Here is a 13,959-nt window from a genome sequence, read left to right on the forward strand (position 1 = left end):
AATTAGTGGGTTTTAACAGACAATACTTCCCGATTTACGAACTGACGTATGTTTTGATTGCCTTTGATATAAAAATCATACAAGGCCTTGTTCATAATATCGGCATGATGATCTTCGACCTCAAAAGTAGCGCCGGCGATATGCGGGGTGGCGAGTACATTTTTGTGATGGATGAGGCGATAGTCGAGCGCATCAGGCGGTTCGTGGTCGAAAACGTCGAGAATGGCGCCGCGGATGCCGTTGCTTTCAATGGCAGCCAGTAATGCTTCCCTTTTCACAACCACCGCACGGGCGGTGTTCACAAAAATGGCATCCTTTTTCATCAAACCGATCAGCTCTTCGCCGATCATCCCCTCCGTGTCGGGGGTCACCGGCAGGTGAATGGACACGACATCACTTTGTCGGAATACTTCTTCCAGGCTTACCTTTTTGTAATCCGCGTCATCGGAAGTATAGAAAGGGTCGTAGTAAATGATTTCGGCCGGGAAATGGCGGACGAGGTTGGCGATAGTTTGCCCCACAGCCCCAAAACCGACCATTCCAATGGTTTTCCCCGCGATTTCACTTCCTTTGAACTGTAAGTAGGAAGTGTGCGCACCCGCTTCCCAATGTTCACCTTCCAGCCAGGCGATGCCTTCGAGCGTGTTGCGCATGAGGTTGATGAGGTTGGCAATGAACATCTCGGCTACCGCCTGCGCATTACGGGCAGGGGTATTGAATACGGGAATGCCTTTGGCAGTAGCTGTTGTAACGGCCACGTTGGAAGGAGTTCCCCGGCAAACACCGATGAAGCGCAGGCCGGGAAACGCTTCGATAACGGCCGCTGTAACATGGTCGTGCTCGGTAATGAGCGCTTCCGCGCCGGTTTCGCGCAGCAATGCGGTGAGCTCGCCTTCATTGTAGGCGCGCTCCTGCAATTTCCATGGCTTATAAATGATCTCTCCGAATTGTTCTTTTAAAATCTGTTGCGCCTTTTCGTGATAGGGTGCGGTGATGAGAATTTTCATACTTGGTGTCGTTTTGGCTTTTGCTGTTCAGCGCCCGGCTTTATAATTTGATTGATTTTTACTAGTGATTGTCATTAATGGCCAGTGCAGGGGTTTTGTTTTCCTTGGGCAATGAGATGAATCTGGTCAGGATTGCACTGATGAAATAGAGGATGGCGAGTATCCAGGCAACACCTTCGCTGCCGATGGTGCCGATAAAAATTCCGACAATCGCGGGGCCGATGAATACCGGCAGGCCTGCGCCCAGGTTCAGGATGGCCATTGCTGCTCCTTTTTCCTCTTTCACCAATGAAGGTACCAATGCCGATAACGGCACATATCCGGCCAGCAGCCCGCCCCAGAGTATGCCGGGAATGAGGATCAGCCAGAAATTACCATTGAAAAGAGCCGGCGAGTAGTAAAAAAGCAGCGTGGTAACGCCGCAGCCGAAACCGCCGAACCACATAATGGTATTCTGCCAGCCGAGCCGGTCGCCTACAAACCCGAAAATGAGGTTGAAAATGATGTTGCTCGTAAAGATCGTTCCCCAGATCCAGAGCCATTCCTGTGTGGAAAGTCCGTGTTCGGCCATATATGTGGGCAGGAATACGGGAAAAGCAAACTGGGCAGTGGTGTTGATGATCCGGACAATGCCGCCGATCAGTACTTTTGGTTCCTCCCGGACAATAGTGAGTCCTTTCAGTAATTCCCTGGCTTTACCTGCCGCCTCACCCGCTGAATGAAACTGATCTTTGTTCAAAACCAACGCGATAAATGCGCCCAGGCACACCCAGAAGATCGAACTCCACAACGTGTTCTGGTAGCCGATGCGCTCGATAGCCCAGCTGGAATAGTAAGCCCCGAACACATTGAGCCCTCCCGTGAATACAAACCAGAACCAACCTACCGCGCGGCCCAATGCATTTTCGGGAGTACGGTAGGTGATCCAGACCAGAAATGAATAGGCAAACAAAGGATACCCGAACCCTCTGATCGCATAAGTAAGCAGCATCACCGGGAAATTCAGTGATTCCATGCCCAGCCCCACGAATCCGATCGTGCCGATCACGTACAGCAGGATACCCATGAGCATGGCCTTGCGCGGGCCATACCCCTCCGCAAGCACGCCCGAAAACCAGGATGAAATTGCGATGGTAATGCCATAAACTGTAAACAGCGAGGCGGATTGCTGGATAGTCATGCCGCGGTCGAGGAGGTAGGGGCTGAGCCAGCCCTGCTCCACACCATCGCCCATCATGAAAATCAGGATGCCCAGATAGCCCCAGGCAAGGTGCCTGGGTAATCCGATGCGGTCAAAGGGTGTCATTGGTGCCATGTTTGGTTTGGGATTAGGAAAATAAAAGGTCAATTGAACGAATATCTCACGCCCAGCTGGATCCGCCAGGGCGTGCCGCCGATCGGACGGGTTGCGATGTTCTGCACGGAGTAACCATATTGCTGTTTCGCCTGATCAAATCCGTTGATGTTCAGCAGGTTGGTGTTGCCGCGGTTGTAGTTGCGGCCCCATTCCTTGTTCAGGATGTTGAGGAAGTTGAATGCATCGGCAGAAAATTCGAGGTTATGGCCTTTGACAATCTGAAATGATTTCGTCAAACGAAGGTCCACGGTGGTGTAGAATGGGTTTTCGCCACCATTCCGTTTGGCGACCTGTCCGATGTTCGAGTTAATATAGTCTTTTACACTCTGATCAGTCTCCGGGTTGCTCAGCAGGTCGCTGATGCCCTTGCGGATGTTCTCAGGCGTGGCCGGGTCGTTTGGGTTGAAGACATAGGCGAGGTCGTTGGTCAGTACAAAATCACCGTTCAGGCTCGTATTGCCGCCTACCAGGAAGCTATACCGGCTGCCGCCGATGCCTATCAATGTCGCGCCGAGCTGGAAACCTTTCCAGGAAGGCGCTGCACCATTAATGACGAGCTTGTTCTTGAACTGCTGGTCGGAATAGCCGTAGTTCAGATTGCGTGGGTCGTCTTTCACAGGCAGGAATGTCGAAGTGTTGGCGACGCAGCAGTTGTAAGAAGAGTTATCTTTCGCTGAGTTGATGGTATAACTCGCATTGACATAGCCGTCCTTGCCGATGCGCACGCTCGCATCCGCCACGAAAGTCAGCTGATTGGAAACGCCGGTAGAGATCAGTTCCAGTACACGGCCTACGTCTTCGGTTTTACGTGACTTGAGCCAGTCCGTCACCCCTTTGGCTGAAATCGTCGAGGCTGGTACAAACACACCACGGTTATCCTCGTTGGCCAGTCGGAATGCAGGGTTATCGGCCAGGTTACGGTCTACGTATACATAGTTGTTGACGGTCCGGCCTACAATGGCATTCAATCCGACGCGGATGCGGTCTCCGAAAAAGTGGTTGTAATTGATATTTGCCTTGTAAGTAGTGGGTACCTGAAAGTCCTTATTTACCGCATTGATGGTCGAAATGTAGTTCACGCCCTGCGGAATACCGGGAATGGTGGAAGGATCATTGCGGTAGGCATTGAAATTGGGTTTGGGAACTGCCGCACCGGTTACGTCGATTGCGCCTACCATCGATCCGCTGTTCTGGATGTTGTTGACCTGCGCATAGTAATGCGGCTGTGAAGAGAACATTCCGCCACCTATTTTCAGGATATCCTTTTTCCGGCCGCCCATGTCCCAGGTGACCTGGAAGCGCGGCTGGATGTTGTTCCAGTCCTGCGGCTTGATGTCGGTACGCACCCCCAGTGTTTTGTCAACATTAGCATTGTACTCACCATTGGTCAGGAAAGCGGTGGCGTCATAACGTAGCCCGACCACCAGGTTCAGGTCCCGGTGCGGATTGTACTCGGCTTGTGCGAATGCGGAAATGTCGAGTACGGTCTGTTCTACGATCGGTGCACCCTTGAGCGGGACTTCGCGTGCATACCGGTAGGGGGTCAGATTAGCCAGGTCATTGAGGCTGTTAAAGAAAAACCGGCCGTTCTGCTCACTGGAAAGATACGTTTCCATATATGTCAGCATGTTGTCGGTACCGAACGTGAAATTGATTTTGTCGGTGTTCAGGTAGGTGGTATTGCTCAGATGCACCTGCTTCATGCGGTTGGACTCGGGGCTGAAGCGCTGGCCGCCGAACTGCACGGACTTGGTTTGCGTCGCATTCGGGTTCGCCTCTGTCGGGAATGGAGAAGTTACATTCACGATCGCACGCGGGATGTTCTGGAAGGGCAGGTAGCTCTGCGGCGTCTTCGGTTTGTAGGAGTACATGTATTGTACCTTGAACTCGTTGGTCAGTCTTGGGTTAAGTGACGAGCGCAATGCGGCCATGGCCGTGGTCGAAACATCTTTGAAATCGTTGTAGGATTCGAGCAGGTTGATGTTCGAATTGTCGCCTTCATTGAATGGAGAAACATAGCGCGTCGTATTGCTTCGCAACGTGAGTTTATGTTTCTGGTTGATTTGCCAGTCGAGGCGCACAAATGCCGTGTTGGTGGTCGTCTTGCGGGGGAACTGGCCGTATTGTTTGCCCTTTAGTCCATACAATTCCGAGGCAATGCGGATCAGTTTATCCAGCGTGTCTTTCCGGATTCCATAGCGTTGTTCGTCGTCGGCATTTTTGATGTCGGCGATTACCAGCGGCTGACTTGCGTCCTGGCGGTCATAGGCGACGAAAAAATGCAGTTTATCCTTGATCAGCGGCCCGCCGAGGCTGAAACCCGACTGGTAGTTGTTGAAATCCTGCTCCCGTTTCACACCCCGGATGTCATATCCGCTGGAGAGCGTATTGTTTCGGAAATAGAGGAATGCCGAACCTTCCAGCTTATTTGTGCCGCTTTTGGTTACCGCACTGATCGCGCCGCCCGACTGCCGTCCCTGTGTCACGTCGTAATCATTGGTAATGACCTTGTATTCGCGGATCGCTTCCAGAGAAATGGCATATGGGCCTTCCGCAACGGTTCCGTTGGTCCATTGGTTCTTGGCATTCATACCGTCGATGGTCACGTTTGCTCCTGTGGCACGCTGACCGCCAAAGCTGAAATTGTCGCCGCCCTGCAGGGGCGAAAGGTTGTTCAGCCTGGTGAAGTTACGCCCTTCATTCGGCAGGTTTTTGATCTGCGCTGCCGTAATGGAGGTAGAGGCACCCGCTTGCTGGACTTCCTTAGCAAAGCCTTTTTCGGATATAACTACTTCTTTCAGAGCTGTTTCTGAGGCTGATAGCGTAATGTCTACGCGCAGTTTGTCTCCGTAATTGAGCGAATAACCCGTTTGCCTGACCGTTTGTAAGCCAACAAACGAGGCGCTGATGGAATAGGGCTTACCGAGCGGAAGCTGATGCAGGACGTATTCGCCCTTGGCATTGGTAATGGTATGGGTTTCAAAACCGGTTGCGTCGTTTCGGATGGTAATGGTCGCGCCCGGAAGGAATTCATTGTTTGTGGCGTCCTTCACCGTACCGGTAATAGATGCGTCGGTCGCCTGGGCGTGTCCGTAGTGAGTCGCTCCAAGGAGTATCAGCAACGACAGCAGGGTAGTCAGATGGATGAAAAAAGGTTTCATAGGATTGGGTAAGCCTGAATTTTACATTTTGATCATAGTGTGTTAAAATTTATTTCACTTTCCTGGCAGTCTCTGGCGCCTTGAAGCCTGCTTGGGTCTCATTTGGTATAATTGAAATAGAAAAAAGGATATATTATAGCTAAATGACGATGTAAACAAAGTAAAATTAAATTATTTAAACAAAATTAAAGTTTATTAAAGTAATTGAAACTAGTGATCTGTATAATTAACAATATGATAATATGCAGGTTTGACTACTATTTAGCTTACTGTGCAGGTTTTTAATTGTATTATTTATATTTAAAAAATAAATATGGCGGGTTATGGAGGGCTGATCTAACAAGTGGGCTTCCCGAATCCGGAAACTATTGTTATACTTGCTTTCAAAGCGTATCGAAATGACAATTACGGAAAGGCATCAATTCATTTTGCAGGAGCTGAAACGCACCGGGACGGTTAGTATCGTGCAGCTTTCGGAGCAAATGCAGGTATCGGGGGTGACGATCCGGAAGGATCTCAAATTACTGGAAGACAAAAACCTGTTGTTCAGGACACACGGCGGCGGCTCTCTCAATAACCCCTATGCGGTGGAGCGGCCGATTAACGAAAAGGAATTCATTAATTCGGAAGAAAAACAAGGCATTGCGCGAGAAGCACTTACGCTGATCCGGCAGACGGACTCGATCATGATCGGTTCCGGAACGACGGTGTTTGAGCTCGCGCGCTGCCTGCATCCTACGAAGCAGATTACGGTGATTACGCCGGCTGTAAAAGTAACGTTAGAGCTCAGCAACCGTCCTAATGTAGAAGTGTTGCAGCTGGGAGGGCTGATCCGCCAGAATTCGTCGTCCGTGGCTGGCTCCTATGCCGAGTACATTCTGGATCATATTTCCTGCGGCGTTCTTTTTATAGGCGTCGACGGCATTGACTTCGATTTCGGGCTCTCTATCAGCAACCTCACCGAGGCGGGGCTGAACCAGAAGATGATCAGCACGGCACAAATCGTAGTGGTGCTTGCCGATCATACGAAGTTCGGCAAGCGGGGGATCGGTAAGATCTGCGATCTGGACCAGGTGCAATATATAGTGACGGATTCGGCGGTATCACCTGAGTCGGTGAAGGCGCTGGAAGACCGTGGTGTGAAGGTGCTGGTGGCGGGTAGGTAAGGATAGGAATAGTCAGTTTATCACGTGAAGAACACCCTGCTGAAAGGTGTTCTTCTTTTTATGGTATGTCAATCCATTTTGTCATCCAGCTCGAAGCTTGGTATCAGCTGCTTCCTGGTGGATGCCGTAAGCTCACGTTTAGCTAAGGCATGGCATTCATAGGTTGCGTCCGCAAACATCATTTGCTGGGGAGGTGTTTTCTGTGTCGCCGCGGAAGGCCCCCTCAATGCGCCTACCAGTCCCATTTCTCGTGCCACATACACATAACGAACCGCGTCGATCACTACCCCCGCCGAGTTGGGGGAGTCCTGAACCGATAGCTGCGCGTCCAGCGTTACCGGGGAGCCCATGAATCCTTCCAGTTCAAGGCGAAAGTTGGCCACTTTGTTGTCGCCGTAAAAAGCAATGTATTCCGAAGGGCCCGCGTGCAGGAAGCTGTTGGTAGTGGAAATGCCACGAATATCGTTTTGGGCACGGATCACATTTTCCTTTGATATTTTTTTCGACTTCAGCCGGTTTTTGTCCTCCATATTAAGGAAGTCGGTGTTGCCGCCTACGTTGCGCTGAATGTGTGCCTTCACGTGATGGCCGCGTTCGAAAGCCAGTTCCTGCAACATCTGCGAAAGAATGCTTGCTCCGAACTGGCTGCGCATATCGTCGCCGATGATCGGGATGCCTGCTTCGATGAATTTCTGTTCCCATTCCGGGTTGGAGGCGATAAATACCGGGATACAGTTTACGAGCGAAATACCAAGTTCAAGGCAGATCTCGGCATAAAACTCGGTTGCGAGCTGTGAGCCGACGGGCAGGTAATTGATGAGTATTTCTGCTTGATGCTCTTTCAAACGGCTTACGATCTCCTCCCGGATCTCCTGCGTCATGACCGGGTCGTAGCGTTCGCTGTTGGCCAGTATATCCGTGGCTTTCAATTTGTCCTGAATTACAAAGCGATGGTCGGCGGGGTAGGCGAGCATTTGGGGCGAAACGCCGTCGAGCACCGGAGAGCGGTATACAGGCGCTTCGGTTTGGATGTCGGTGTAAAGCTGAATGGCACAGTTGGGCTTTGTAAAGATGGCGTTACGGAGTGGTAAGCCTATTTTGCGCTCATCGATGTCGAAGCCACATACGAATTCAATGTGTTCGGCCCGGTATCCGCCGATTTCGTTGGCCATTAGTCCTGATGTTTTTTCTGAAAAGCGGGTATAGTACTCCACGCCCTGAACCAGCGAGCTCGCGCAATTTCCCACACCCACGATTGCTACTTTTATCTTCTTTTTAATATTTGACATTTCCACTGCTTAGAGTTTTTGATGAAAAAAATTATTAAAATATTTTATTAAATATAAAATGATCTATTTTGAATCAAAATAAGTCATTTAAGTTCGATATATCAATAGTAGATCGAATTTTGTGCAAACGTTTGCATTAAATTACAAAAATGGGATTTTACATAGTAATTGAGGAGGGGCAAATGCACGAAGGGCACCGCCATAGCGGTGCCCTTCGTGCATTTGGAAAGAAGTTACTCAGAGATATTTTTTCATATAGTCGACAAAGAGTTTCCAGTCGTCGGGCAGGACTGTGTGCCCACCCTCATGCATGTAGTAGCCGAGGTGGCTCATGAGCAATGAGGTGTCACCGGCAGCGGGCATGGCGGTAGCCGTTGGTGCGGTTTCACCGAAGAGCCGGTAAACAGGTGCCGCCGCTATGGCAGAAAGGAATTCTCCTTTTGGGTCTGACCAGTAGTCTGTGCTTCCGGTTTGCAGTAACAGTGGTCGTGGAGCCATGAGTGCCACGAGCATATGAGCGTCGATTGGCATGGAGGCTACTTTGTCGGCATAGGTGTGGTAATTGGTGGCGAACTGGTAGAGATAGCGCGATGGGTCGGAAATATGCCGGATGGTTTCGCCGTAATTTCTGCGGGCTAATGCGGCCCCGCCCTCACCGGAGATGCTTGCTATCACCATTTTGAAGCGTGTATCATGTATGCCTGCCCATAGGACCGTTTTTCCCAGCCGCGATGCGCCTTGTAACGCGACCCGTTTGCTATCGATCTGGCGGTCGGTTTCAAAATAATCCATGGCACGGCTCAATCCCCAGGCCCAGGCTGAGATCGCGCCCCATTCATCCGGAGCGGGTTCGGTTTGCCCCGGTTTCAGATAGGTTTTTCGGATCCCGTATAGAAATCCATCTTTGAAATCAGGCTCTATGTCGCCGTAATAGACCGTCGCAAACCCAATGCCTGCATCCAGGAATTGCGCTACATTCAATTTGCCGAATGGGGAAGGTTTATCAGCCTTTACCTTCTTACCCTCTTTATTCCATATTTCACCCATCCGTAATCCGGGGTCGTCGATGATCTGGTTGTACGCGGCAAACGAGATATGCATCAACAGCGGCACGGGCTTAGTTGCCCGGGCCGGCAGATAGATCAGCAAATTCATTTTGTGAGCCGACGTGTCTTTCGTAAAGTATACCGTCACCTGCTTTCTGACCGCCTTGCCATTGAATGCCAATGTACCTTTGTCGAAAGTATGGAAAGTCATATCCTTTGGCCGGGACGGAGTTTTACCAAATTGGGTTTGCTCTGCCAGGCGCAGCAGTTCGGGGCGTCGTTGGGTGGTCCATTGCCTGCTGGTGGTAACCGGTTTTCCATCGCTGGTTTTGAGCAGGTCCGGAAGTGTGTATGTGCCGACGGAATCTTCCTGATAATTGACGGGAAAGCCTGCTACGACTGTCGGGCGGTTCGCTGCCTGCTGTGCCACCGAGCCGGTAATGGAAGCAGTGATGCAAAAAAGTAAATAGGTTATTTTCATTGGTTTAGGCGCCTTGTTGTTGAGTTTGAAAGCGTCCTAATAAGTCGGACAGCAGGGAAGAATACTGTCTTTGTTTTTTGGGAGTTGACCGAATTCTGTTTCGATATGTTGCGGCGGCCTAAAAGCCCTTCTGCAATTTTGGCAACAGTTCCTCCTCTGCCAATTTCGAGATAATGGAGGGCATGGCCTGGTACCCGTTGAATGCATTGGAGGCTCTTTTTGCAACGCTGGTGCGGAACACCTCTGTATCTGATTTTGAATCGACAACCTTTATGTACGCCTCAAATTTATGATTTCTGCGGTTTTGCTGGTAATGATAGGATATGGTGTACTTAGAATCCTCCTTCTTTGCGACCGTTTTGAAACCGGCGAACCCGATCCTTTCGACTATCTCTCTCTCAAAGCCTTTTTCGGTAGGCTCCACATAGAAAGTCTGTCCGAAGACGCCGGACGATAACAGCAGGAAAAAGCAGAGCATTTTAATCATCGAAGAGGTGTTTTAAGTCGACACAATAATATAAATTCTTCAAAAAATATAAAAGCTGAAACCGTGGATCGATTTGGTGGCGGGTGCCTTGCCTGTCGCTCTAAGGTAAAGATAGCTATTTGGCATGTGGGAAGGATTGCTTTGAACTAATTTAATAAGTGCGTCGGAATATATGGGATTACTTTAAAAAAGCGTCTTGCAGCAATGCAAGACGCTTTTTTAAAGTATTGTGAAATGAAGTTGGAGTTTCAGAACTGCGCCGTTGGTTCGTCTCTGCCTGGATTACAGCCAAATATTCCTCTAAGAGGTCAGGTATTTCCGATTATCCCAAGCAGCAATTCAAGCTTTTTTTCCTTTGATCAGAGCGGCAATGCCCAGTATGATGAGGGCCCCAATGAAGGATGTAAGAATTCTGGAAATCAATGACGGAAGTCCCAACACTGTTTCCAAGTCATCCCCAAGAACCCAGCCTCCTACAAATCCACCGATAATACCTAACACGATTTGCACCCATAGCGAAAAGGAAAACCGGTTAAATACTTTGTCGGCCAGCCAGCCAGCAAGAGCTCCAACCAAAATCGAAGTAAGCAGATTGATCATAGTCCAATTTAGTTAAGTGAGATTTGATTTACTGCATGCGCCCCGGTGTAGGGGTATTTCACAATAATAGTAGTAATAAAAATCAAGGATACAATTGGACACAATCCAAATCTCTCAGGCAAACGCTGGTCAGTATGATGCGATGGCAATGGGAACGCCCATAATGTCAGTGGAAGTGTTTACGTATACCGGTTAATAAAAAGATCAGCGTGTTATTGCTACGTATAGACGTCGGTGCGTAATTTAACATGTAACCTCCTCAGTAATAATTGTAAACCTGCCTATCTCTATGGAAGAACTCCGCCCGATCTCTCACACGAAAGAGGTCATTGATGCCCTTGCAGAAATTGAAGCAAGAGAACATGACGAGAACAATGAACGATTTAAGGTATTACTTATCGCCACAATTACCGGAATCGCCTTGATTTTTTTGATCGGCTTTTACCCTAAACTGGTAGAGAGTCTTCTAGCTGACGACAGATTTGCTTTTTTTTAAGTGATAAAATTATCGGGACGTATCTGGCGATCGTGTTTGGATTTCTCCTATCGAGTATTGGCGGGGATTTCGTTAGTACCGTTAAAAAGCAACTTTATGCAGCCTACGACAAGGGCTTGGCCGAACAACCTGAAAAGCAGGCGCCTGTGTCAAAGAATCTTGATGATAAGCAGCTTCAGGAAATGTTTAATCAGCTCATTAATAAGCGGCTATGAAGAATTTAAAGCTGTGGCTGTTAGGGGTGGTCACGGCAGCTACACCGGTATTGCTTTTTCTGCAAGGTAAAAAACTCTCAAACTCCGAGATAAAAGCCGATAGCACTTCCCGGATAATTAGCGAAATGTCTCTTCAAAAGCACATCGATAGTTTATGCATTGCTCTCGACTATCAAAAAAAATAACAGAATTCTATCGTGAGGAAGGAAGGAAGCCCGCACCATCCCCCAAAGTGATTGTTGTCGATAAGCCGCGCCAAGTTGACTATTCGAAACAAATCGACCGCATTATTGATTCGGCTAGCGCGGGGTTTCGCAGATCTACTCCTCGTAGGGGCGACTATTCGAAGCAAATCGACCGATTAATTGACTTGGCTAGCGCTGGATTTCGCAGATTGACACCGCCAAGAGTTGGCCTGGGAGGCCATATTGACAACGGAGATGCAGGGCAAAGGGCGGGTCGGAGCCAAATTATACGTGACTCTTTGGAAATCAGACAAATCGAGATAGCTCAAATCAAAGAAGAGCTGGGCGATTTGGAAAGACAGATTAAAAACCTCCGGAGATATAGAAACCTTCGAAATCGGAACGATACATTGAAGGTTTCTAAGGCTAACGATCAAAGGGAATTACTGATTTGGCGTTATGCATTTTTGACTAACCGGCTTTACACTTACCAAGGTAAGCCTGCGTTTCAATGAAGTATTGCGTTGATTTGCCTTTGAGACCTGAATGAAGAATCCTTCTGTCACAATCTGTTTGCCAGGGATACGATGTTGTAATACATTGCATTAGTAAGTTAGAAGCGTGCGCTAAACAGATATGTTATGAAAACCCTGACTGCAAATAGATCGTTATCTCGCCAAGAGCTTGTTTCAATCCTGAAAAACGGACTTTCTGATCATTACAGATACAAGATTGTTGACGACAATGAGGAAAGGTATGTGCTTGTCAGAAAAAATGCGTTGGTTGGCGCGAAGATTTTTAGTATCGCCGACAAAATATCCATCGAAGCCGTAGTGCCGACCCTGGGCGGGTATCTGTTTGCATTTGCGGTTACGTTCTGGACGGGTCTTTTTCTCGGTGTACCACAACCTTGGCTTAACTTCGAAAAAACGATTGGGAGCGCTTTGCTGAAGGTAATGTACTCGTAGTCGCCTTATATTTTCGGGAATTACACTTCGGTGTCAGTCTGATTGTCAAAATTTAGAATGTCCCTGTGTTATTCCCTCTTTGGTGATCAATTGTTGAATAGAGCTTATCCCGTTTGTTTAAACTCATCTGGTGTTAAAAAGCCAAGTGCTTGATGTGGTCTTTGAGTATTGTAGTCGTTAATCCAGTGTTCAACCACTTCTCGAACTTGTGGCAAACTTCGGAATAAATAAGCATTAAGAACCTCGCGACGAAAAGTGCCATTAAATCGTTCGATGTGCGCATTCTGTGTCGGTTTGCCAGGCTGTATCCAACGCAGTTCTATTTCATTTGATTCACACCATTCTGTCAACGCAATGCTGATAAACTCAGGTCCATTGTCGCATCGTAGGCAGTTCGGTTTGCCATGTGTTTCAATTGCCTGTTCCAGAAGCCGGACAACCCGCTTTGCAGGTAGGGAAAAGTCAATATCTATCCCCACTGCTTGCCGATTGTAATCATCCAATACATTTAAGGTACGAAAACGACGTCCATCTTTCAATACGTCAGACATAAAGTCAAGCGACCAAACTTGGTTGAGCCCTGTTGGCTTTGCCAAGGGTTGTCGAATTCGATCTGGTAACCGTTTTTTCTTACGCCTAGGTAAATTCAAGCCTAATAAGCGATAAATACGCCAAATCCGCTTATGATTGAAAGAATATCCTTGTCGGCGCAGTCTGTAACGAATCTTCCGCGCGGCGGCCACCAAAACCCCCAACCAGGATGGCGACGTGCAATACCTTGAATGGCCTGTTCAACTTCATTATCGGGTTGACACTTGGATTGATAAGCAAACATCCGTCGGCTTAATCCTGCTAATCGGCAAGCTCGCTGCTTGCTAAAAGCTTTTGTTTTAACAATCCAATGCGCAAACTGACGACGCTGAGCAGGCCCTACCACTTTTTTTTCAAAGCCTCTTTTACCACTTCATGCTCCAAACTCAACTCCGCATACATCCGCAGCGGCGGCCGCTTTTTCAACCGCCTGTTTTCCTCTTCCAAATCCTTCATCCGTTTCAACTCTGAAACCTCCATACCACCATATCGTTGCCGCCAATTGTAAAAAGTAGCTTCGCTGATTCCATGCTCACGGGTAATCTGAACAACTGTTTGCCCGTTTTGCTGCTGCTTTAGAATGGCCACGATCTGGGCCTCGCTGAATCGATTCTTTTTCATGTTCCTCTCCTTTTATGAAAATATAATCGGAAAGCTCCATTTATTCAACGATCACTTTTAGGGGAAGCTGACATCCCACGTTCTTAAATTTTTCCGGATCAAATAGAAGTCGTTAAAATGAAAAGCGCCTCGCAGCAATGCAAGGCGCTTTTTTGTGGATGTATAACGATGTGAAGTTATACTTTCGTGACCGCGACGGGAATCGAACCCATATCTAGAGTTTAGGAAACTCCTATTCTATCCGTTGAACTACGCAGTCGATATTTTAATGAACTATACTCCCTTTCTT

General features: G+C 48.5%; 10 protein-coding genes, 1 tRNA gene and 1 pseudogene. 3 read left to right on the forward strand and 9 right to left on the reverse strand.

Annotated features, from left to right (window positions below):
- Nucleotides 1-2 precede the first annotated feature (2 nt).
- The 3 genes from BP71_RS30085 to BP71_RS30095 all read right to left on the reverse strand — a co-directional run bounded on the left by BP71_RS30085 (nucleotide 3) and on the right by BP71_RS30095 (nucleotide 5,525).
- Nucleotides 3-1,007: a 2-hydroxyacid dehydrogenase gene (locus tag BP71_RS30085; RefSeq protein ID WP_496385319.1), complete on the reverse strand. Its 1,005-nt coding sequence runs from the start codon at nucleotides 1,005-1,007 to the stop codon at nucleotides 3-5.
- A 61-nt stretch (nucleotides 1,008-1,068) separates the two neighbouring features.
- Nucleotides 1,069-2,313: an MFS transporter gene (locus BP71_RS30090; protein WP_496385320.1), complete on the reverse strand. Its 1,245-nt coding sequence runs from the start codon at nucleotides 2,311-2,313 to the stop codon at nucleotides 1,069-1,071.
- Nucleotides 2,314-2,351: 38 nt separating this feature from the next.
- Nucleotides 2,352-5,525, reverse strand: coding sequence for a TonB-dependent receptor (locus BP71_RS30095; protein ID WP_496385321.1), 3,174 nt, complete (start codon nucleotides 5,523-5,525; stop codon nucleotides 2,352-2,354).
- 398 nt (nucleotides 5,526-5,923) lie between these two features.
- Here BP71_RS30095 and BP71_RS30100 point away from each other — a divergent pair, with 398 nt between their 5' ends.
- A complete protein-coding gene (locus BP71_RS30100) occupies nucleotides 5,924-6,691 on the forward strand; it encodes a DeoR/GlpR family DNA-binding transcription regulator (RefSeq protein WP_496385322.1) in 768 nt (255 codons plus the stop codon).
- 68 nt (nucleotides 6,692-6,759) lie between these two features.
- On the opposite strand, the gene BP71_RS30105 is transcribed toward BP71_RS30100, so the two are convergent.
- The 4 genes from BP71_RS30105 to BP71_RS30120 all read right to left on the reverse strand — a co-directional run bounded on the left by BP71_RS30105 (nucleotide 6,760) and on the right by BP71_RS30120 (nucleotide 10,591).
- A complete protein-coding gene (locus tag BP71_RS30105) occupies nucleotides 6,760-7,980 on the reverse strand; it encodes an inositol-3-phosphate synthase (protein ID WP_496385323.1) in 1,221 nt (406 codons plus the stop codon).
- 237 nt (nucleotides 7,981-8,217) lie between these two features.
- The gene (locus BP71_RS30110; RefSeq protein WP_496385324.1) at nucleotides 8,218-9,507 is read right to left on the reverse strand and encodes a glucuronyl esterase domain-containing protein; all 1,290 of its coding nucleotides are present in this window, start codon (nucleotides 9,505-9,507) and stop codon (nucleotides 8,218-8,220) included.
- 118 nt (nucleotides 9,508-9,625) lie between these two features.
- Entirely contained in the window at nucleotides 9,626-9,994 is a 369-nt protein-coding gene (locus BP71_RS30115) for a hypothetical protein (RefSeq protein WP_496385325.1), read from the reverse strand.
- A 339-nt stretch (nucleotides 9,995-10,333) separates the two neighbouring features.
- Entirely contained in the window at nucleotides 10,334-10,591 is a 258-nt protein-coding gene (locus BP71_RS30120) for a GlsB/YeaQ/YmgE family stress response membrane protein (RefSeq protein ID WP_496385474.1), read from the reverse strand.
- Between the two features lie 292 nt (nucleotides 10,592-10,883).
- On the opposite strand from BP71_RS30120, the gene BP71_RS30125 reads away from it, so the two are divergent.
- Together BP71_RS30125 and BP71_RS30130 are read left to right on the forward strand one after the other, a co-directional pair.
- Nucleotides 10,884-11,090 (forward strand): hypothetical protein, encoded by a 207-nt coding sequence (locus BP71_RS30125; protein WP_496385326.1) that lies wholly within the window; start codon nucleotides 10,884-10,886, stop codon nucleotides 11,088-11,090.
- 1,041 nt (nucleotides 11,091-12,131) lie between these two features.
- Nucleotides 12,132-12,458 carry a hypothetical protein gene (locus tag BP71_RS30130; protein ID WP_496385327.1) on the forward strand — a complete coding sequence of 109 codons (327 nt, stop codon included), beginning with the start codon at nucleotides 12,132-12,134 and terminating at the stop codon, nucleotides 12,456-12,458.
- Nucleotides 12,459-12,562: 104 nt separating this feature from the next.
- Here the strand turns inward: BP71_RS30130 and BP71_RS30135 are convergent.
- Nucleotides 12,563-13,670: pseudogene (locus BP71_RS30135) on the reverse strand (IS3 family transposase).
- 187 nt (nucleotides 13,671-13,857) lie between these two features.
- Nucleotides 13,858-13,929, reverse strand: a tRNA-Arg gene (locus BP71_RS30140).
- Nucleotides 13,930-13,959: the final 30 nt, after the last annotated feature.

The organism is Dyadobacter ginsengisoli DSM 21015 (assembly GCF_059568735.1).